General features: G+C 64.8%; 18 protein-coding genes and 1 pseudogene. 8 read left to right on the top strand and 11 right to left on the bottom strand.

Annotated features, from left to right (window positions below; genetic code table 11):
* Positions 1-18: 18 nt before the first annotated feature.
* Entirely contained in the window at positions 19-1,707 is a 1,689-nt protein-coding gene (gene fadD2 / locus LO50_RS11550) for a long-chain-fatty-acid--CoA ligase FadD2 (RefSeq protein WP_044315075.1), read from the bottom strand.
* 278 nt (positions 1,708-1,985) lie between these two features.
* Here fadD2 and LO50_RS11545 point away from each other — a divergent pair, with 278 nt between their 5' ends.
* On the top strand, positions 1,986-2,456 hold the full coding sequence (locus LO50_RS11545) for a MaoC family dehydratase (protein ID WP_014821189.1): 471 nt from the start codon (positions 1,986-1,988) through the stop codon (positions 2,454-2,456).
* Positions 2,457-2,691: 235 nt separating this feature from the next.
* Positions 2,692-5,810 (top strand): annotated as a pseudogene (gene pulA / locus LO50_RS11540) (pullulanase-type alpha-1,6-glucosidase).
* 74 nt (positions 5,811-5,884) lie between these two features.
* On the opposite strand, the gene ccoM reads toward pulA, so the two are convergent.
* The 4 genes from ccoM to LO50_RS11525 all read right to left on the bottom strand — a co-directional run bounded on the left by ccoM (position 5,885) and on the right by LO50_RS11525 (position 7,307).
* Entirely contained in the window at positions 5,885-5,992 is a 108-nt protein-coding gene (gene ccoM, locus LO50_RS25655) for a cytochrome c oxidase subunit CcoM (protein WP_023444473.1), read from the bottom strand.
* Positions 5,993-6,233: 241 nt separating this feature from the next.
* On the bottom strand, positions 6,234-6,395 hold the full coding sequence (locus LO50_RS25095) for a hypothetical protein (RefSeq protein WP_162836510.1): 162 nt from the start codon (positions 6,393-6,395) through the stop codon (positions 6,234-6,236).
* Positions 6,392-7,009: an alpha-ketoglutarate-dependent dioxygenase AlkB family protein gene (locus LO50_RS11530; RefSeq protein WP_044315074.1), complete on the bottom strand. Its 618-nt coding sequence runs from the start codon at positions 7,007-7,009 to the stop codon at positions 6,392-6,394. The genes LO50_RS25095 and LO50_RS11530 overlap by 4 nt, the downstream gene beginning before the upstream one ends.
* A gap of 1 nt (position 7,010) precedes the next feature.
* Positions 7,011-7,307 (bottom strand): hypothetical protein, encoded by a 297-nt coding sequence (locus LO50_RS11525; protein ID WP_014821194.1) that lies wholly within the window; start codon positions 7,305-7,307, stop codon positions 7,011-7,013.
* 151 nt (positions 7,308-7,458) lie between these two features.
* Here LO50_RS11525 and rapA point away from each other — a divergent pair, with 151 nt between their 5' ends.
* Positions 7,459-10,308, top strand: a complete 2,850-nt coding sequence (gene rapA, locus LO50_RS11520; protein WP_044315073.1) for an RNA polymerase-associated protein RapA — start codon at positions 7,459-7,461, stop codon at positions 10,306-10,308.
* 147 nt (positions 10,309-10,455) lie between these two features.
* Here rapA and LO50_RS11515 read toward each other — a convergent pair whose 3' ends face one another.
* The 5 genes from LO50_RS11515 to LO50_RS11495 form a co-directional block, all read right to left on the bottom strand.
* Positions 10,456-11,364 (bottom strand): CHAD domain-containing protein, encoded by a 909-nt coding sequence (locus LO50_RS11515; protein ID WP_044315072.1) that lies wholly within the window; start codon positions 11,362-11,364, stop codon positions 10,456-10,458.
* 116 nt (positions 11,365-11,480) lie between these two features.
* Positions 11,481-12,746, bottom strand: coding sequence for an Hsp70 family protein (locus LO50_RS11510; RefSeq protein WP_044315071.1), 1,266 nt, complete (start codon positions 12,744-12,746; stop codon positions 11,481-11,483).
* A gap of 157 nt (positions 12,747-12,903) precedes the next feature.
* Positions 12,904-14,250, bottom strand: a complete 1,347-nt coding sequence (locus LO50_RS11505) for a spinster family MFS transporter (RefSeq protein ID WP_023444478.1) — start codon at positions 14,248-14,250, stop codon at positions 12,904-12,906.
* 120 nt (positions 14,251-14,370) lie between these two features.
* On the bottom strand, positions 14,371-15,153 hold the full coding sequence (locus LO50_RS11500; protein ID WP_044315070.1) for a hydroxypyruvate isomerase family protein: 783 nt from the start codon (positions 15,151-15,153) through the stop codon (positions 14,371-14,373).
* The gene (locus LO50_RS11495) at positions 15,150-16,037 is read right to left on the bottom strand and encodes an NAD(P)-dependent oxidoreductase (protein ID WP_014821200.1); all 888 of its coding nucleotides are present in this window, start codon (positions 16,035-16,037) and stop codon (positions 15,150-15,152) included. The genes LO50_RS11500 and LO50_RS11495 overlap by 4 nt, the downstream gene beginning before the upstream one ends.
* A gap of 280 nt (positions 16,038-16,317) precedes the next feature.
* On the opposite strand from LO50_RS11495, the gene LO50_RS11490 reads away from it, so the two are divergent.
* Positions 16,318-17,130: an undecaprenyl-diphosphate phosphatase gene (locus LO50_RS11490; RefSeq protein ID WP_044315069.1), complete on the top strand. Its 813-nt coding sequence runs from the start codon at positions 16,318-16,320 to the stop codon at positions 17,128-17,130.
* A gap of 85 nt (positions 17,131-17,215) precedes the next feature.
* On the opposite strand, the gene LO50_RS11485 is transcribed toward LO50_RS11490, so the two are convergent.
* Positions 17,216-17,413: a hypothetical protein gene (locus LO50_RS11485; protein ID WP_041013243.1), complete on the bottom strand. Its 198-nt coding sequence runs from the start codon at positions 17,411-17,413 to the stop codon at positions 17,216-17,218.
* Between the two features lie 225 nt (positions 17,414-17,638).
* Between LO50_RS11485 and LO50_RS11480 the strand changes: the two genes are divergently transcribed.
* The 4 genes from LO50_RS11480 to LO50_RS11465 form a co-directional block, all read left to right on the top strand.
* Complete coding sequence (locus tag LO50_RS11480; protein WP_044315067.1) at positions 17,639-18,490, top strand: putative selenate ABC transporter substrate-binding protein; 852 nt, start codon at positions 17,639-17,641, stop codon at positions 18,488-18,490.
* Between the two features lie 19 nt (positions 18,491-18,509).
* A complete protein-coding gene (locus LO50_RS11475; protein ID WP_044315066.1) occupies positions 18,510-19,364 on the top strand; it encodes a phosphonate ABC transporter ATP-binding protein in 855 nt (284 codons plus the stop codon).
* Positions 19,358-20,191, top strand: coding sequence for a PhnE/PtxC family ABC transporter permease (locus LO50_RS11470; protein WP_044315065.1), 834 nt, complete (start codon positions 19,358-19,360; stop codon positions 20,189-20,191). Before LO50_RS11475 ends, LO50_RS11470 begins: the two co-directional genes overlap by 7 nt.
* The coding region (locus tag LO50_RS11465; RefSeq protein ID WP_044315064.1) for a PhnE/PtxC family ABC transporter permease at positions 20,188-20,644 on the top strand (457 nt) is incomplete at its 3' end. The genes LO50_RS11470 and LO50_RS11465, both read left to right, overlap by 4 nt.

The following is a 20,644-nucleotide window of genomic DNA, read 5'->3' as shown; positions in this document are numbered from 1 at the left end:
GGGCTGCGCCTGTCGTTATCAGGCGCTTTCACGCAACTCGCGGCGCAGGATCTTGCCCACCGGCGTCATCGGTAATGCATCGCGGAAAACGTAGTGCCGCGGCATCTTGTAGCCGGTGAAATTCTCCCGGCAATAAGCCTGCAGTTCTTGCTGGGTGAGGGTCGGATCGCTGGGCACGACGAACAGCTTGACCGCCTCGCCGGATTTCTCGTCCGCGACACCGATAGCGGCGCAGGCGGCGACCTTCGGGTGAGCCATCACCACGTCCTCGATCTCGTTGGGGTAGACGTTGAAACCGGAGACGATGATCAGGTCCTTTTTGCGGTCGACGATGCTGACGAACCCGTCCTCGTCGATCACCGCGATGTCGCCGGTCTTCAGCCAGCCCTCCTCGTCCAGCACCTCGGCCGTAGCTTCGGGACGCTGCCAGTAGCCCTTCATCACTTGCGGCCCCTTGACGCACAGCTCGCCGCGCTCGCCGAGCGGCAAGGCGTTGCCTTCGTCGTCGATTACCTTGACCGTGGTACCGGGCACCGGCAGCCCCACCGTGCCGAGGCGCGAATGTTCGCCATGAGGATTGGCGCAGACGACCGGCGAGGTTTCGGTCAGGCCGTAGCCTTCGACAACGGTGCAGCCGGTCAGGCTCTTCCAGCGTTCGGCGACTGCCGAAACCAGGGCAGTGCCGCCCGAGTTGGTGCCTTTGAGCCGGGAGAAGTCGATCTTCTTGAACTGCGGGTGAGCCATCAGCGCGACGAACAGCGTGTTGAGCCCGAGGAATGCGGAGAACTGCCAGCGCTGCAGTTCCTTGACGAAGCCATTGATGTCCCGCGGGTTGGTGATCAGCACGTTGTGGTTGCCGGTCACCGTCATGCACATGCAGTTAACCGTGAAGGCGTAGATGTGATACAGCGGCAGCGGCGCGATCATCACTTCCTGACCTTCACGGATGACCGGGTGGCCCTGATCGTCCAGCTGCTGCATGTTGGCCCGCACCTGCTGCATGTTCGCCACCAGGTTGCCGTGGGTCAGCATCGCGCCCTTGGCCACACCGGTCGTACCGCCGGTGTACTGCAGCACGGCGACGTGGTCGAGCTCCAGCGGCGCGGGCTTGTGGCTGTGGCGTGCGCCGTCGCGCAGCACATCCTTGAAGGAAACGGCTTGCGGCAGGCTGTAATCCGGCACCATTTTCTTCAGGTGCTTGACCGCCGCATTGACCAGCGCGCCCTTGAGCGGCGGCAACATGTCGCCGATGCGCACTTCGATCAGGTGCTCGATGGCGGTATCGGGCAGCACCGCCTGCACGTGGTGGCCGAAGGTATTGAGATACACCAGCGCCCGCGCGCCGGAATCCTGGAACTGGTGGCGCATCTCCCGCGCGGTGTACAGCGGGTTGGTATTGACCACGATGAGGCCGGCACGCAGCGCACCGAACACCGCGATGGGATACTGCAGCAGGTTGGGCATCTGAATGGCGATGCGGTCGCCGGGTTGCAGATCGGTGTGGTGCTGCAGCCAGGCGGCGAAAGCGGCGGAGTGGCGCTCCAGATCGGAGTAGCTGAGGGTGACACCCATATTGCTGAATGCGGGGCGGTCCGCGTGGGTCTTGCAGGCTCGCTCGAACACTTCGGCGACCGAGCGGTAAGCACCTAGATCGATGTCGTTGGGCACGCCAGCAGGGCGTTTGTCATTCCAGAATTCAGGCTGCATTGTTATTGGCCTCTTTACCTGAGAGTGTCTGGCCCGCGCACAGCGGGCTCTGGCGAACTTATCAGGTCAGCGTCGCGACGCAACAGTCCAAGCCCCACAAATCACTGCCGTGAATCTTTCGTCACGCTGCCGGGACGGCCTGCACCCGGGACAATCGTGCTGCATGCATCTAGAATGCAGCCCCAGCGCGCAAGTACCGGGCTGTGCCGGTTGCGCGGAACCTGATTCGATCAGGCGCAGCAGTTGACGCGCCCCGCCCCAGCATCTGAGGACTGTCCATGAGCACCATCAGCAACACGCCCTACGCCGAACTGGAAGTCGGCCAGCAGGCGAGCTTCGAAAAACACGTAGAGGAAAAGGACATCCAGCTGTTCGCGGCCATGTCCGGCGATCGCAACCCGGTCCACCTGGATGCCGAGTTCGCGGCCGGTACGCTGTTCAAGGAGCGCATCGCCCATGGCATGTTCAGTGGCGCGCTGATCAGCGCCGCCGTGGCCTGCACCATGCCGGGCCCGGGCACCATCTATCTCGGCCAGACCATGAAATTCACCCGTCCGGTGAAGATCGGTGACACCCTGACCGTGCGCCTGGAAATCCTCGAGAAGCTGCCGAAGAACCGCGTGCGCATCGCCACCCGCGTGTTCAACCAGAACGATGAGCAGGTGGTCGATGGCGAGGCGGAAGTGCTCGCGCCACGCAAGCAGGAGACCGTAGAACTGAAGGAGCTGCCGCCGATCACCATCGGTTGAGCATCCCTACGTTCATCGCCTCGCCGTTCATGGACGGGGCAAACCGAGGGCGCCTGATTGGCGCCCTCTTCATTTCCCGCAACCCCTCCGCCTGCCCGGCACGGGCGACAAGCAGAACGCCATTACGGCCTTGGCCTACGCCCCGAGCAGTTCCCCAACGGAGGATGCGTATCGGATACCCCACGCCGACCATCCAGCGAGCAGTACAAGAAGAACAACAACGGGACCCTCACCCATGCTCATTCGCTCGATCGCTTATCGGCGCCTGGCGGCGCTCGCCCTTGCCGGCTTCTCGCTGGCCATGCAATCCGCTTCGGCTACCCCGCTCGACCCTGGCCCCGACGAGGCCCTGCTCTACTATCAGCGCGCCGATGGTGACTACAACGGTTGGGGTCCGCACCTGTGGAACACCACCGACTGCAGCGGAAGTGCGACTGAAACCAGCTGGGCGCAACCGCTCGCGGCGGTGGATACCGACCCGCGGTACGGCGCCTTGTACCGCATTCCACTGAGCGCCAATGCCAGCTGCCTGAATCTGATCATGCACAAGGGCGACGAAAAGGACTTGGGCGGTGGCGACCTGGCCTGGCGCTTCGACGAACTGGGCCGTCGTGTCTTCACGGTCAGCGGCAACCCACAGCTGTCCAGCACGCCGCTGAACGGCAGCGCCGTGGCGATCAAGGGCGCGCGGGCGCACTGGCTCGATCCGTTCACGCTCGCACTGGTGGGCGGTGCGCCGGGCGCCAGCCGCTTGGAACTGCGCTATGCCAGCGACGCCAGCATCCGCATCGACAGCGAGGCGCGAGCCGTCAGCGGCGGGCAGCCCCTGGCGATGCAGCCGTCCAGCCTGCGCGATGGCCTCAAGCGGCAGCACCCGCACCTGGCCGATGCCCCCGCTTACCGAATCACGGCAGGTGTGAAAGACATTCGCCGCGCCGTGATGAGCCAACTGGTGGTAATCGCCTACGACGCGGACGACCGGGTCATCGATGCCACCGAAGTGCAGACCGCCGGCTCCTCGACATGCTGTTCGCCTACAACGGCGAGCTGGGCGCGACACTCGATGCCAGAGGTGTGTCCTTCAAGCTCTGGGCACCGACCGCACAGCGGGTTCGCCTGCACGTATTCGATGCCGCCAAACAGCTGCTGCCCGGTTATCCGAAGTCTATGCGGGAGCGGCTCGGCGTCTGGAGTCTGGAAGGCCCGCGCTCACTGGATCGCCAGTACTACCAGTACGAAGTCACCGCCTACCGACCCAGCAGCGGCAGGATCGAGACGACGCTCGTCAGCGATCCCTACGCCCTGAGCCTGTCGCGCAACAGCCAGTACGCCCAGGTCGTCGACCTGAACGCCGGCGACCTCAAGCCAGCTGGCTGGGATGCCGTGCGTCCGCCACACCCGGAGCGCCCCGAAGCGAGCGTGATCTACGAAACCCATCTGCGCGACTTCAGCGCCAGCGACACCAGCCTGCCGGCCGCGCTGCGCGGTACCTACGCAGCGTTTACCCACCAGAACAGCAACGGCATGCGGCACCTGCGCGACCTGCAGAAGGCCGGGCTCACCCACGTGCAGCTGCTGCCGGTGTTCGACATCGCGACCATCAGCGAAGACCCCGCTCGGCGGATCAACCTGGACGATCCCTTCGCCAAGCTCTGCGACCTGTCGGATGCGGCCCGGGAGCGCTGGGCGCAGTACTGTGGCGCAGCGAGCATCCGTCAGGTGCTAGAGGGCTTCGACCCGGCCAGCGGTCAGGCGCAATCGCTGTACAACGACCTGCGTGGGCTGGATGACTTCAACTGGGGCTACGACCCCTTCCACTTCACCGCGCCCGAGGGCAGCTACGCCAGCGATGCCGAAGGCGTGCAGCGCATCATCGAGTTCCGCCAGATGGTGCAGGCCTTGGCCGGCAATGGCCTCGCCACGGTGATGGACGTGGTCTACAACCACACCAACGCTTCCGGCCTGGCCGACAAGTCCGTCCTGGACAAGGTCGTACCCGGCTACTACCACCGCCGCAACCCGACGACCGGCGCGGTGGAAACCTCGACCTGCTGCGAGAACACCGCCAGCGAGCATCGCATGATGGCCAAGCTGATGATCGACTCGCTGAAGGTCTGGGCACGCGACTACAAGATCGCCGGCTTTCGCTTCGATCTGATGGGTCACCATATGCGCGAGCAGATCGTCGATGCGTATCACGCCGTTCGCCGCATCGATCGCGACACCTATTTCTACGGAGAAGGCTGGGAATTCGGCGAGGTTGCCGGCAACGCACGCGGTATCAACGCCAATCAACTGAACATGGCCGGCACCGGCGTCGGTACCTTCAATGATCGGCAACGTGATGCAGTCCGTGGCGGCAGCCCCTTCGACGGCGGCGACAGCATTCGCCGCAACCAGGGCTTCGCCAACGGGCTCTATCTGCGACCCAACGAGCTGAGCGGCGCCGGGGCTCAGGAAAAAGCACAACTGCTGCACGCCACCGATTTGATCCGCGTCGGCATTGCTGGCGGGCTACGCGACTTCCAATTCGTCACCGCCGACGGCAGCACGCGCAAAGGTAGCGAGCTCGACTACAACGGCCAGCCCGCCGGCTATACGCTGGACCCGCAGGAAACCGTCAATTACGTCTCCAAGCACGACAACCAAACGCTGTGGGACAACAACCAGTACAAGTTGGCCAGCAGCCTGTCGGTTGCCGACAGGGTGCGCCTGCACATGGTGGCGCTGTCGGTGCCGCTGTTCAGCCAGGGCGTGCCGTTCATCCATCTCGGCTCGGACATCCTGCGATCGAAGTCCATGCAGCGCGACAGCTACGATTCGGGCGACTGGTTCAACGCGGTGGATTTCAGCTACCAGAACAACAACTGGAACAAGGGCCTGCCGCGCGCGGACAAGGACGGCGACAACTGGCCGCTGATTCGCAGGATCATTGTCGACCCGCAGGCCAAACCGGGCACCACCGACATCGTCGCGGCGAAACGACGTTTCCTCGAGCTGCTGAAAATCCGTAGCGACAGCGCACTGTTCCAGCTCGACAGCGCCCGCGAGGTGCAACGGCGCCTACAGTTTCACAACACTGGCCCCGAACAGCAGCCCGGCGTGATCGCCTTCAGTCTGGCCGATGGTCCGCGTGACGGCCGCGATCTGGACCGCCGCTACAGCTCGCTGATGGTGGTGATCAATGCCTCGGACAGGCCGGTTCGCCTGCCGGGCGCGGACGGCTACGAGTTGCACCCGGTGCTGAAGGGTTCGGTCGACCCGATCAGCCGCCAGGCCAAGGTCACCAGTGGGGAGTTCGAGGTACCGGCGTTCACGACGATCGTATTCGTCCAACCTCAGACACGCCGGTAAATCGCGCGCAAAAAAAAAGGCGACCATAGGTCGCCTAAATGCCTTGCGTGCTCTTTGAATCTGCCGGGAATCGCTTACTTCTTGTGCGCATCCCGCCAGATGAAATATCCGAAGCCTCCGAGGAAGGCGACCATCAGGCCGACCGTGACCACCCCTGCGAGCACCACATCATCGACAAACATGAGACCTACCTCCGAAACCTGATTCGCTATTCGATGGGTTCAAGTTAAACCCGCTCCCCCCTAAAAAAATTGACCCGGGTCAATGGCCACAAAGCAGCGCACACAGCCGTGAGCAACGACTGATCCAGGTCAAGAAAACAGGGGTGTTTGAGGCGAAAAACGGCAGGGCAGCAGCAGAAGTGTGGTGAGAGCCGAGCGGCTAATAGCGAATCGATCTGTGCAATGTTGAAGGGGGGCGCGATTAACGCTTCTTCGGAGAGCGTTTGCCCTTCTTCTTCGCCTTGCCCAGCGGCAGGACCTGCTCGAAGGTCTTGCGCATCTCCTCGAGGCGCTTGTCGTTGAGGTCGTGAATGCGCTTTGCGCGCTCTGCACTGAAGTCGATCAACTTATCGTCGCTGCTCATTTGCTCGGCCTCGTCTCGATCAGGCGGAAGGTCAGGTTGAGGCGCGGCTGCAGCACCTTGCTGGTCCGCGCGATCTGGTGTTGCCAATGATGCTGCGTCGTGCCCCTCATGGCCAGCAGCGAGCCATGTGCGAGGACGAGCGAGTGTTGAATCCGCCCACTGCCCTTGCGCCGCAGATCGAAGCGCCGCTCAGCGCCCAAGCTCAGCGAAGCGACAGTGGGGCAGTCGCCCAGCTCGGGCTCATCGTCACTGTGCCAGCCCATGGCGTCGCGTCCGTCGCGATACAGGTTGAGCAACACACCGTTGAAGCGCTGACCGGTCTCGTGCTGCAGACGCTCACGGATGTCGCGCAACAGCGGTGTCCAGGCCAGCGGATCATGTCGCAGGCCGGAATAGCGATACCCGGCGTCCGCGTCGCCGTACCAGGCGACCATGCGTGGTACTGCAACCTGGCGGCCATAGATTCGGATTTCGGGTTGCGACCAGGGCGTGGCGCTGACGAGGTCCTCCAGCCAGGCATCGGCGGTTTCGCTGTCGACCCACCCCGGGTAGTAGTCCAGTGCGGCGTCCGGCAACTCTATCGATGAAGCGTGGCTCGGATCGTTCGTGAACACCTCAGACCTCGACGTCAACCCAGAGTCCCTGGCGCGGCAGCTCTTCGAGCTCGGCCTGGTCCTGCTCATCGGTCTCGCCGGTCGCCAGTTCCTCCGGGGTATAACCCCGGCGCTGACGCCGCCGCTGCTCGTCGCGCAGCATCTCGGCGCTCTCCTGCGGATGACGTCGGTCGAGGGTAACCGCACTTTCGTCCGAACTCGGCTGCACGGGTGCCACCGGTGCGATCTCCGGGCGCGGCTTGACCACGTCCTGCTGGGCATTGACCGGGAATACGCCTGATGGGATGGGTGGCAGCATGCTGGTTACCCCTCTTTACCGATGAATCGGCGCGGCACCGGCCAACTTTAACAGGACCGCTACACTTCATGCGTCGAACAGTCGCCATCGGTCGTCGCTCTGATGACGACGTTCCGTTAAGATAGCCGGCTTTTTCACAGCGGGAGGCAGCATGGCGCAGCAGTATCTACCGGGGCAACGCTGGATCAGCGACAGCGAGGCAGAACTCGGCCTCGGAACCATCCTGACCCAGGATGGACGGATGCTCACCGTGCTCTATCCGGCGACCGGCGAAACGCGCCAGTACGCGACACGCAGCGCCCCACTGACGCGGGTGCGCTTCGTGCCCGGTGACGAGATCACCCATTTCGAAGGCTGGAAGATGACCGTGCGCGAGGTCGACGACGTCGACGGCCTGCTGGTCTACCACGGCCTGACCGCGCAGAACGAAGCCCGCACCCTGCCGGAAACCCAGCTGTCGAACTTCATTCAGTTCCGCCTGGCCAGCGACCGCCTCTTCGCCGGGCAGATCGACCCGCTCGCCTGGTTCAGCCTGCGCTACCACACCCTGCAGCACCAGAGCGCCCAGCTGCAGTCCTCGCTATGGGGCCTCGGTGGCGTGCGTGCGCAGCCCATCGCGCACCAGCTGCACATCGCCAAGGAAGTCGCTGACCGCATCGCCCCCCGCGTACTGCTGGCCGACGAAGTGGGCCTGGGCAAGACCATCGAAGCCGGCCTGATCATCCATCGCCAACTGCTCTCAGGCCGCGCCAGCCGGGTGCTGATCCTGGTTCCGGAAAACCTCCAGCACCAGTGGCTGGTGGAGATGCGCCGCCGCTTCAACCTGGAAGTCGCACTGTTCGATGCCGAGCGCTTCATCGAAAGCGATGCCAGCAACCCGTTCGAAGACACCCAGCTGGCACTGGTATCGCTGGAATGGCTGAAGGAAGACGAGCGTGCCCAGGACGCTGCCTTCGCCGCAGGCTGGGACGTGCTGGTAGTGGACGAAGCGCACCACCTGGTCTGGCACCCGGAAGGTGCCAGCGCCGAATACAAACTGGTCGAACAGCTGGCCGAAGTGATCCCCAGCGTGCTGCTGCTGACTGCAACTCCGGAACAGCTCGGTCTGGACAGCCACTTCGCCCGTCTGCGTCTGCTCGATCCGAATCGTTTCCATGACCTCGACGCCTTCCGTGCCGAGAGCTCCAGCTACCAGCCAGTGGCCGAAGCCGTGCAGGAACTGCTCGACGAGGGTCGTCTCTCGCAGCAGGCTCATCAGACCATCCATGATTTCCTCGGCGCCGAAGGCGAAGCCCTGCTCGCCGCCGCCACCGATGGCGATATCGAGGCCAGCAGTCGGCTGATCCGCGAGCTGCTCGACCGTCACGGCACCGGCCGCCTGCTGTTCCGCAATACGCGCGCCGCCGTGCAGGGCTTTCCCGAGCGCCAGCTGCACCCCTACCCGCTGCCCTGCCCCGCCGAATACATGGAGCTGCCGCTGGGCGAGCACGCCGAGCTGTATCCGGAAGTCGCCTTCCAGAGTCAGCAGGAACCGGCCGACGAGCAGAATCGCTGGTGGCAGTTCGACCCGCGTGTCGAGTGGCTGATCGACACCCTGAAGATGCTGAAGAAGTACAAGGTGCTGGTCATCTGCGCCCACGCCGAGACCGCACTGGATCTGGAGGACGCGCTGCGCGTGCGCTCCGGCATTCCGGCCACGGTGTTCCACGAGGGCATGAGCATCCTTGAGCGCGACCGCGCCGCGGCCTACTTCGCCGACGAGGAGTTCGGCGCGCAGGTGCTGATCTGCTCGGAGATCGGCAGCGAGGGCCGCAACTTCCAGTTCAGCCACCATCTGGTGCTGTTCGATCTGCCGGCGCATCCGGACCTGCTCGAGCAGCGCATCGGCCGTCTCGACCGCATCGGCCAGCAGCACACCATCCAGCTGCATGTGCCGTATCTGGAAACCAGCCCGCAGGAGCGCCTGTTCACCTGGTATCACCAGGCACTGAACGCCTTCCTCAATACTTGCCCGACCGGTAACGCCCTGCAGCACCGCTTCGGTCAGCGCCTGCTGGGGCAGCTGGAAGAAGGTGACGACGAGGCCTATCAGCTGCTGATCGACGAAGCCCGCGCCGAGCGCGAGCGGCTGGAAGCCGAGCTGCATGCCGGTCGCGACCGCCTGCTGGAACTCAACTCCGGCGGCGGCGAACAAGGCAAGGCGCTGGTCGAAGCCATCGAGGAGCAGGACGACCAGTTCGCCCTGCCGATCTATATGGAGCAGCTATTCGACGCGTTCGGTATCGACAGCGAAGACCACTCGGAAAACGCCCTGGTGCTGCGCCCCAGCGAGAAAATGCTGGATGCCAGCTTCCCGCTCGGTGACGACGAGGCCGTGACCATCACCTACGACCGCGAGCAGGCCCTGGCCCGCGAAGACATGCAATTCCTTACCTGGGAGCACCCCATGGTTCAGGGCGGCATGGACCTGGTGCTGTCCGGTTCCATGGGCAACACCGCCGTGGCCCTGATCAAGAACAAGGCGCTCAAGCCGGGCACCGTACTGCTCGAGTTGCTGTTCGTCAGTGAAGTGGTGGCGCCGCGTGCACTGCAGCTGAGCCGCTTCCTGCCGCCGTTGGCGCTGCGCTGCCTGCTCGACGGCAACGGCAACGACCTGGCCTCGAAGGTGGCCTTCGATACGCTCAACGATCAGCTGGAAAGCGTGCCGCGGGCCAGCGCCAACAAATTCGTTCAGGCCCAGCGCGACGTGCTGGCCACCCAGATCGCCGCCGCCGAAGCCAAGATCGCGCCGCGCCACAGCGAGCGCGTTGCCGAAGCACAACGCAAGCTCAAGGCCGGCCTGGAGGAGGAGCTGGCGCGACTGGTAGCCCTGCAGGCAGTCAACCCGAGCGTGCGCGACAGCGAGATCGAAGCCCTGCGTCAGCAGCGCGAAGACGGTCTGGCAGCACTGGAAAAGGCGGCCTTGCGATTGGAGGCAATACGGGTGCTGGTCGCCGGCTGAGCCGGCAGCGCTTTGCCCGTGTGTCCTGAAGGCGGTGTCCAACCCATCCGTTCAGGTCAACGCGCCAGCGGTTGGACCACCTCGTTCCCGACCTGAACGAGGCGGTCCGCGCTTCCCCGAGAGCGGCCTCGTCGAGGCGTGCTCCTATTATTCCGATTCCTTACGTGCGATACGCCAGTACGCCCCGACCCGCTCCGCCAGCGCCTTTGGCGGTTCGGCATACAAGCGGCGGCCCAGGCGCAGCGCGCGCTGTTGCAATTGCGCCCGCCGCTGTTCGATACAGCGCTGCACCGCTTCACGGGTATCCGATGTACCGAACAGCTCGGGCTCACCCTGCATCAGCTCAGTCATCACCGCCAGGTCATGGTCGTCGCCCAGCGCGTCGGCGACCTGCTTGAGCTGCTCCGCGCGACTTTCCAGTGCGTCTGGCCAGCACGGAGACAGCAGCTGGCAGTGATACCAGTGGTCCTTCACCCGCTTGCGCCATTCGTGAAGCAACTCATCCGAGTCCGCCTTTTGCGCACGTGCGAGATCTCGCACACCGTCGGCATAGGTTCGCCGAAAGCCCGCGGCGAGCAAGCCGAAGCCTTTGCCCGGCAATTTCCAGTGCTGCACGTCTCGAGTCAGTGCGCGCAGATCACCCAGCACCTGCGTCACTTCCACATCGAAGCCGGTATGCACCTCACCATCCGGCGCGGCGCGCTGCTGCAGGCGCAGACGGATCTGGCGGAACGCATCGCTGACGAACAGTGGCTGATCGGTGCGCGCCAGGGCGTCCCAGCTTTCCAGCATGGCGGCGGCATCGCGTGACTCGGCCAGGCGTCGTCCGGCATCGCGCAGCCGACGATTGTCAACGCTGAAACGCGCACCGAGCGGTTCACGCACCAGCCGCAGCAGCGCGCGCAATTCCTTGAAGCGCTTGCGCGCCTGATGCACGCCCTCGGCCCGCTCGGACGGCTCGACACAGAGCGCCTGGATCGCCTTGTTGATGCGCCCCAGCGCGGCCTTGCGCACCTCTTTGGCAGCATTGCGCGCTGGGCGTATTCGATAGGCCATTTGCGTTTTCCTCAATGACACGCTCCGCTGGAGCATCCGTATTGAGACCCGCACGCCAATCCGGGTGTTATCCCGACAATGTGAAGATTTGTGTCGGCGGCACGGAGGTTCCCGCCTCAACCGTAGCGCTTGCGCGCCTCGATGGCCAATCCGCTGCCGATACTGCCGAAGCGATTACCTTCCACATGCCGTGCACGGGGCAACAGCCCGGCAACGCTGTCGCGCAATGCCGGAATGGCGCTGGAGCCACCAGTGAAGAACACCGTATCGACCTCATCATGGCGCACGCCGGCATCCGCCAGCAGCTGATTGATGCTGCCACCGATACGGTCAAGCAGTGCGGCGATGGCGCCTTCGAAGCCCTGGCGGGTCAGCTCGACCTGCAGTTGCGGCTCGATACGCTGGAAGTCGATGGCGAACTGCTCCGCCTCGGTCAGCTCGATCTTGCCCTGCTCCACCTGCATCGCCAGCCAGTGCCCGGCGCGCTGCTCGATCAAGCGGAACAGCCGGTCGATACCGGTGGGGTCGACGATGTCGTAGCGCATGCTCTGCAACGCCCGTAGCGAGGCTGGCGCGTAAACGGCGTTGATGGTGTGCCAGGTGGCCAGGTTGAGGTGGGTGCTGGTGGGCATCGGTGCATCGCTCTTCATCCGGCTGCCATAGCCGAACAACGGCATCACCCCGCTCAGGCTGAGCTGCTTGTCGAAGTCGGTACCGCCGATGTGCACACCGCCGGTGGCGAGAATATCAGCCTGTCGATCATCGACGTCCCGACGCTCGGGCGACAGCCGCACCAGCGAGAAGTCGGAGGTACCACCGCCGATATCGACGATCAGCACGCGCTCTTCGCGTTCGATACGCGACTCGTAATCGAAGGCCGCAGCGATCGGCTCGTACTGGAAGGACACGTCCTTGAGGCCGATCTTGCGGGCGGCAGCGGCGAGGGTGTCCGATGCCTCTCGGTCGGCCTGCGGGTCGTCATCGACGAAAAACACCGGCCGCCCCAGCACGACTTCTTCGAATGGCCGGCCCGCAGCCGTTTCGGCGCGCTGCTTGAGGGTGCCGAGGAACAGGCCGAGGATTTCCTTGAACGGCATGGCGCTGCCGAGCACGGTGGTTTCGCTTTTCAGCAGCTTGGAGCCGAGCAGGCTCTTGAGCGAACGCATCAGGCGGCCTTCATAGCCCTCCAGATATTCGCTCAGCGCCTGCCGACCGTAGACCGGCCGGCGCTCTTCGAGATTGAAGAACACCACCGACGGCAAGGTCGGCTGCTCGCCTTCCAGCGCGATCAGCGGATCGACGCCGGGGCGCCACCAACCAACCGTGGAATTCGAGGTGCCGAAGTCGATGCCGCAGGCGCGGGCGGATGAGGCGTTGAGCATGGCGTGTTCCACGGGTACTGAAAAAACGGCCGCGCAGTGTAAAGGAGGCGGCCCGCCGATGCAGGCCTATCGTCGGTTAGCCCCTCGATGGCTTTCTCCAGACAAAAAAATGCCCGGCCATCGCTGGTCCGGGCACAAACCCCATAACGCAAACGTATCAGGCAGGCACCGCCTCCGCGCCGGGCGCATCGGCCGTCATCCCGGCAGTCATGCGCTTGGCATCGGCGCAGAAGGTCCGCGATGCCTGGAACAGGAACAGCATGGTCAGCAGCAGCGACGCCGGTATCAGATACATCGCCCCGTGCAGACCCTCGGCACGGAAGGCCTCGGCCATCTCGCTGGCGCCCGCTGCCAGCATCGCCCCTTCGGCGAAGTGGTCCGAGAGCAGCCCCACCACTACTGTCCCCATGCCGCCGCCCAGCAGGTACAGGCCAGCGAAGAACAGCGCCATGGCCGTGGCCCGCAGGCGCGGTTCGACCACGTCCTGAATTGCCGTGTAGACGCAGGTATAGAAGTTGTAGGAGAACAACCAGCCAATGCTGAACACCGCGACGAACATGCCGACCTCGATGCGGCCGGCCAGCAGCGCATAGCCGGTTGCGATGGTCGCGATCAACATGCTCACAGCGGCGAAGATCAGGCGACCACGGGCGTAGCGCTGGTGGATACGGTCAGCGACCCAGCCGCCCAGGGTCAACCCGAACAGGCCGGTCAAGCCGACGATCACGCCGGTGGCGACCGACGCCTGTACCAGCGAGACACCGTGATAACGCATCAGCAACGGCACCATGAAGGCGTTGCAGGCATAGGTGGCGAAGTTGAATGCCAGGCCGGCCAGCACCAGCCACCAGAAGGTGCGAATCGACAGCACCTTGCGGATCGGCTGCTGCACCGGCTCCTGGGAAACCTTGACGGTCTCGGCGGCGCCGCGCTTGGGCTCCTTGATCAGAAAGATGAACAGCGCCAGCACCAGGCCCGGCACCGCGGCGATGAAGAAGGGCGCGCGCCAGCTGCCGAACGCCTCTACCATGGAACCGATGGTGAAGAACGCCAGCAACAGGCCCAACGGCAGGCCGAGCATGAAGATGCCCATGGCCCGGGAGCGCTTGTGCGCCGGAAACAGGTCGCCGATCAGCGAGTTGGCGGCGGGCGCGTAACTGGCCTCGCCGATGCCGATGCCCATGCGCACCAGCAGGAAGCTCCAGAAGTTCCAGGCCAGGCCGTTAATCGCGGTCAGGCCGCTCCACGCGGTGAGCCCCCAGCCCATGATCTTGCGCCGCGAACCGAGGTCCGCCATGCGCCCCAGGGGCAGCCCGGCAATGGCGTAGACGATGGTGAAGGCGGTGCCGATCAGGCCGAGTTGGAAATCGTTGAGGCTCCACTCCAGGCGGATCGGCTCGGCGATGATCGCCGGTATGGTGCGATCGAAGAAGTTGAACAGGTTCGCCAGAAAGAGCAGAAACAGCACGCGCCAGGCGTTGGATGCTTGGGTGGAAGGCTGCATGACGTCGGTCTCGATTGTTCTTATATTCCGGCCGCAGACCAGCCGGGACTCGACCATGACTCTAGAGTCTGTGCCTGATCCTGTCTCCGAACATCACCTTCGCTTATGCCCCGCGATGGCTCAGCGCCCGCGCCACTCGGCCAGCCAGCCCAGGCTGGCTTCGGTGCCCTGCTCCCCCGGTTTGTATTCGGCGCTCAGCCAGCCCTGGTAGCCGCTGGCCTGCAAGGCCTGCAGCGCTGCGCCGAAGTCCAGCTCACCACTACCCGGCGCGCCGCGGCCCGGGCAGTCGGCGAACTGCACATGACCGATGCGCTCGCCCAGCCGGGTAATGCAGCTGGGCAGGTCCAGCTGCTGGCGTGCCATATGGTAGAAATCCAGTTGCGCCAGGCAGTTGGGGTGATCGACCCGCTGCAGCAGAGCCTCCAGATCCGCCGCGCTGTTGATCAGAAAGCCTGGCATGTCGAGCGGGTTGATCGCTTCGCAGAGCACGCGGATGCCGAGCATGTCGAAGGCGTCGGCGGTCTTCCACAGGTTGTGCTCGAGCGTCTCCAGCGCCAGCTCGCGGTCGACGCCCTCGGCGAGGCGGCCCGGCAGCACGTTGACACTGGCCGGTCGAACCATCAGCGCATAGGTCAGCGCCTCCTGCAGAGCCGCGTCGAACGCCTCCTGCCGGTCCGGCACCGCCGCCAGGCCTGGTCCGCCCTCCAGCAGATCGCCGGCGGGCAGATTGATCAGCACCAGCGGCATGCCGGCGCGCTCGAGTTGCTCTTTCAGGCGAATGGCCGGCACTTCGTAAGGAAACTGGATCTCCACGCCATCGAAACCGGCGGTGCGGGCGGCGAGGATGCGTTCGGTAAGCGGCAGCTCGGTGAACAGCAGCGATAGATTGGCGGCGATCTTCATTGGTCGCCCTCCCGGTACATCTGCACCAGCGTGGCGGGGTCACGCTCAAGATTGCCCTGGCTGCCGTGCAGGCGCATCAGCTGCGCGGCCAGGCCGCTCAAGGGCGTCGCCGAACCCTGCTCACGGGACAGTTTCACCGCAGTGTCCAAGTCCTTGAGCAGGGTGCGCACGTGCCATTTCACCGGCTCGAACTCGCTCGCTGCCATCTGCGGGGCAAGAATCTGCAGCGGCCTGGAATCGGCGAAGCCGCCGGCCAGCGCCGGTGCCAGCAGGCTGGCGTCGACTCCGGCACGTTCGGCCAAGGCCACGACCTCGGCGATCACCAGCGCATTGCAGGCGACGATCATTTGATTGCAGACCTTCGTCACCTGGCCGGCGCCGACCCCACCCATATGGGTAAGGCGCTGGCCCAGCTTCATCAGCACCGGCCGTACACGCTCGACATCCTCGGCGCGGCCGCCGGCCATGATCACCAGGCTGCCGGCTTCCGCGCCCGGCGTTCCACCGGAGACCGGGGCATCGACCCAGCGCATGCCACTGCGAAATTCCAGCTCGGCGGCCATGTCGCGGGTTGCCGTCGGCTCCAGGCTCGAGTGATCGACCAGCAGCTTGCCGGCCTTGCCACCTTCGGCGATGCCGGCCTTGCCGAAAAGCACCTCGCGCACAGCGGCGGTGTCGGCCAGACACAACAGCACAATGTCGGCCTCGGCACAGAGCTCGGCGGGCGTCGCCACCGCCCTGGCCCCCAGCTCTACCAGCGGCTGGCACTTCTCGGGCGAGCGATTCCACACCGCCAGGCGATACCCCGCCGCCAGCAGGCGTCGACACATCGGCAGGCCCATCAGGCCGATACCGGCAAAAGCGAGGGTTGGCAGGTCGGACATGAGGCGGCTCCTTGACGAACGAGGTCGTGATTCTAGCGCCGCACCGCCAGGAACGGCCAAACGATGTACCTCCCTCGCCCCTCAACTGCTCAATGCTCCCTTACTGCTGCCACAATGCCACTGTGACCGATCCAGCAAATTGCCCGACCAACCGGAACGATCCGCCGTCGAGCGCCTCTGAAGGAGGCCCCGGGGCATCGCCTCGCGCAGACCCATCCGCTCAACGCACGCCTGCCCTTGGCAACGCGCGTGCATCAGAAGACATCGCAGGAAACAAGCAATGGATTTAATTCAGATCATCGTCCTGGCCATCGTGCAGGGACTAACCGAGTTCTTGCCGGTATCGAGCTCGGCTCATCTGATCCTCTTCCCGCACCTGGTGGGTTGGGACGACCAGGGACTGGCATTCGACGTGGCGGTGCACCTCGGCACCCTGGCCGCAGTGGTCTGGTACTTCCGCCTGGAAGTCTTCGGAATGACGCGCGACTGGTTCGCATCGCTAGCCCGCCGCGAGCGTGTCGGTGACAGCCGGCTGGCCTGGGCGGTGATCCTTGGAACGGTTCCGGTCGGCATCGCCGGGCTGCTGTTCAAGGACTTCATCGAAGTCCAGCTGCGCTCGCCGCTGGTGATTGCCTGGGCGACCATCGGCTTCGGTCTGCTGCTGTGGTGGTCGGACGTGGTCAGCCGGCGAATCACGCAACCGCGCGACGAGCACAGCCTGAACTGGAAGGACATCTTGTTGATCGGTTGCGCCCAGGCGCTAGCGCTGATTCCCGGCACCTCGCGCTCGGGCGTGACGATGACCGCCGGGCTGTTGCTGGGCCTGTCGCGCTCCGGCGCAGCACGCTTTTCCTTTCTGCTGTCGATCCCGGTGATCGTGCTTGCCAGCGGGCTGAGCACACTCGACCTGGTGGAAGGCGGGGTAGCGGTTGACTGGACGGCGATGGGGCTGGGTGTGGTGCTGTCGGCGGTGAGTGCCTACCTGTGCATCCACATCTTCCTGAAGTTGCTGGAGCGCGTCGGCATGCTGCCGTTCGTGATCTACCGCTTGATCCTCGGTGTGGTGCTGCTGGTACTGTTCGCCGGCGCCTGAGCGCACCTGCTGATACGTTGAACGCCTTGCCGCGGCTTGCGATCCCTCGCGCTGCCGCGGCGCTGGCCGGAGCGAGGTCGCCCAATCAGCCCTGAGGCAGGTCGATCAGCAGTGGGCCGAGCAGGACAGCTGCGATACGCGCCTCGGTGAACATCTTCTCGGTCAAAGGCACGCTGCGTATTTCCGCGCTGCCAACAGGTTGCGCCTGAATTCGCGCTACCTCTCTGAACGAGTGACCATCTGCCCAGACCATGGTGGACTGACGCTTCTTATCGCACTTCACATTCGCTTCCTTTGCCTGCGGGGGTGGCACATTGCACATATTCGGCCACTACAGATCACTTAGGTTTGGGGCCTGAAAAAAGTTCGTCGTGTTACACGATATTTCTGCAATGGAAATGTGCCAGAAGCGCTCCAAGCGTCCCTGTGCAGCTTTCCCTTGGCGCCACACGCCTGCCACGCTCTATAATCCGCGCGCTTTTTCCGCTATTGAACCGGAGAACCCTCAATGCTGAAGCGCTCCCTGGCAGCCGTCGCCGGCCTTGCCCTGTCCCTGTCTATTGCTACTACCCACGCCGCTGAAACCCTGCGGGTTTCCGCTATCCCCGACGAAGCCCCGACCGAGCTGATTCGCAAGTTCAAGCCGCTGGGCGAATACCTGGAACAGCAGCTGGGCATGCCGGTGAAGTTCACCCCGGTATCGGACTATGCGGCCGTGGTCGAATCCCTGGCTTCCGACCGCCTCGATCTCGCCTGGCTGGGCGGTTTCACCTTCGTCCAGACGCGCCTGAAGACCGGCGATGCGATCCCGCTGGTGCAGCGCGAGCAGGACGAGCAGTTCACCAGCAAGTTCATCACCGCCGATCCGGAGGTGAAGTCACTGGCCGACCTGAAGGGCAAGACCTTCGCCTTCGGCTCCGTGTCGTCGACCTCGGGTAGCCTGATGCCGCGCTACTTCATGCTCAAGGACGGCATCCAGCCGGAGCAGTTCTTCAAGCGCATCGCCTACTCCGGCGCCCACGATGCAACCGCCGCCTGGGTCGAGGCCGGCAAGGCCGACGCCGGCGTGCTCAACGCCTCGGTGTGGGACAAGCTGGTCGCGGCCGGCAAGGTCGACACCGACAAGGTCCGGGTGATCTCCACCACTCCGCCTTATTACGACTACAACTGGACCGTGCGCGGCAACCTCGAGCCGGCGCTGGTCGAGAAGATCAAGGCTGCCTTCCTCGCCCTCGATCCGGCCAACCCGGAGCACAAGGCGATTCTTGATCTGCAGGCTGCTAGTCGCTTTATCGAGACCAAGCCGGAGAACTACGCCGGAATCGAAGAAGCCGCGCGCGCCGCCGGCCTGCTCAAGTGATGGCACGTAAGCATCAGCAATGAGCACATTGCAGACACCGCCGGCGCCAGGCCTCGCTGCACAGCCTGAGCCGGCGCTGAAGCTGGCCGGCGTGGGCCACACCCACGCTGGCGGCCAGATCGCACTGTGCGGGCTCGACCTGCAGGTTGCGCAGGGTGAACGGGTCGCCATCATTGGCCCGTCCGGGGCTGGCAAGACCACGCTGCTGCGCCTGCTGGCCACATCGCTCAAGCCTGATCAGGGTGATCTCGAGCTGCTCGGCAAACGCCCCTGGACACTCTCGGCGGGCGCTCGCCAACGCCTGCGCAGCCAGATCGGTCTGATCCACCAGGCGCCGCCGCTACCGCCGCGACAGCGGGTGGTGACGGCGGTACTGGCGGGGCGTCTTGGCAAATGGTCGCTAGCCAAAAGCCTCCTCAGCCTGCTTTATCCTCTGGACCGCCGTGGCGCTGCCGAGGCGCTTGGGCGCCTCGATCTTGCCGACAAGCTGTACATGCGCTGCGATCAGCTATCCGGCGGCCAGCTGCAGCGGGTCGGGATCGCCCGCATGCTTTACCAGGCGCCGGAGCTGATCCTCGCCGACGAACCCGTCTCAGCCATGGACCCGGTACTGGCCAGTCACACGCTGGGCGTGCTCAACCGCGAGGCGCAACGTCGCAACGCCACGCTGCTGGCCAGCCTGCATGCAGTGGAGCTGGCACTGGAGCACTTTCCGCGAATCGTCGGCGTGCGTGACGGGCGCATCCTGTTCGACAAGCCTGCCAGCGAAATCGGCCCCGACGAGCTGGCGGCGCTGTATGCCAATGAGCAGCTTCAGCATGCCCCGTCGCCACCTGCTGCAGCGACGCCGCCACTGAACATTCCGCGATGCTGAACCCCGCAGCTGCCCGACACGATCCTGCCGCCGCGCCACGCCTGATGTTGACCCTGCTGGCCGTGGCGCTGCTGTGGCCAGGGGTAAGGCTGAGCGAGCTGGACCTGGGTGTGCTGTTCGACGGCAGCAATGCCGACACCATGGGCACGTTTCTCTCGGCGTTCTGGCCACCGGAGCACAGCGGCGAATTCCTCGGCCTGCTCTGGCAGGCGACACTGGAAACCCTGGCAATTGCCACTGCCGGCATGACCCTGGCCCTGGCTGTCGCCATCCCCTGCGCCCTGCTTGCCACCCGCGTGCTGTCGCTCTCGGCGCTCAGCCGTGGTGGTCGCCCGGCCTGGTGGGCGCAAGCGCTGCGCTGGCCGGTACGCGGCCTGCTGATCGTGCTGCGCAGCATCCCGGAGATCGTCTGGGCGCTGTTGTTCGTCCGCGCCGTAGGCCTGGGGCCGACCGCCGGCGTGCTGGCCATCGCCATCACCTACGCCGGCATGCTCGGCAAGGTCTACGCGGAGATCTTCGAATCGGTCGACCCGCTACCCGCCCGCGCACTGCTCGGTGCCGGCGCCTCGCGGCTGCAGGCCTTCCTCTACGGAGTGCTGCCGCAGGCCACGGGCGAGATGCTGTCGTACAGCGTCTACCGCTGGGAATGTGCGATCCGCGCCTCGGTGGTGATGGGTTTCGTCGGCGCCGGTGGACTCGGCCAGCAGATGGACCTGTCGATGCGCATGTTCGCCGGCGGTGAAGTCGCCGCCATGTTGCTGACGTTCCTCGCGCTCGTGCTGCTGGCCGACCTGCTGAGCCGAATGCTGCGCTGGAGATTCGCATGAGTCTGCTGTCGCGCCTGCTGATTCCGGCCGGGCTGGTCGCGGCCGTGGTGGCCGCCTTTGCCTTCCTGCAGCTGGAAAGCGCCGCGCTGCTCAGCCGAGACGGCCTTGCGCAGATGGCCGCCTACGCTTCGGGATTCATGGCGCCGGACCTGTCGCCCGCGCATCTGCAGGCGATCGCTCACGGCACGCTGGAAACCCTGGCGATGTCGGCCATCGGCACATTGCTCGCAGCCCTGTTCGGCTTGTTGCTGGCACTCCCCGCGGCCGGCCGTTTCGGTCTGCTGGCACAGGCCGCATCACGCCTGCTGCTCAATGCGCTGCGGGCGATTCCGGAATTGGTTTGGGCCGCGCTGATGGTGCTGGCAGCGGGGCTCGGGCCGAACGCCGGCACCCTGGCGCTGGCGCTGCACACTGCTGGCGTGCTGGGGCGCCTGTTCGCCGAAGCGCTGGAAA

The organism is Stutzerimonas stutzeri, from assembly GCF_000935215.1.
Taxonomy (GTDB): Bacteria; Pseudomonadota; Gammaproteobacteria; order Pseudomonadales; family Pseudomonadaceae; genus Stutzerimonas.
The sequence above is the reverse complement of the archived record's forward strand: the minus strand, read 5'-3'. Positions and strand labels throughout refer to the sequence as shown.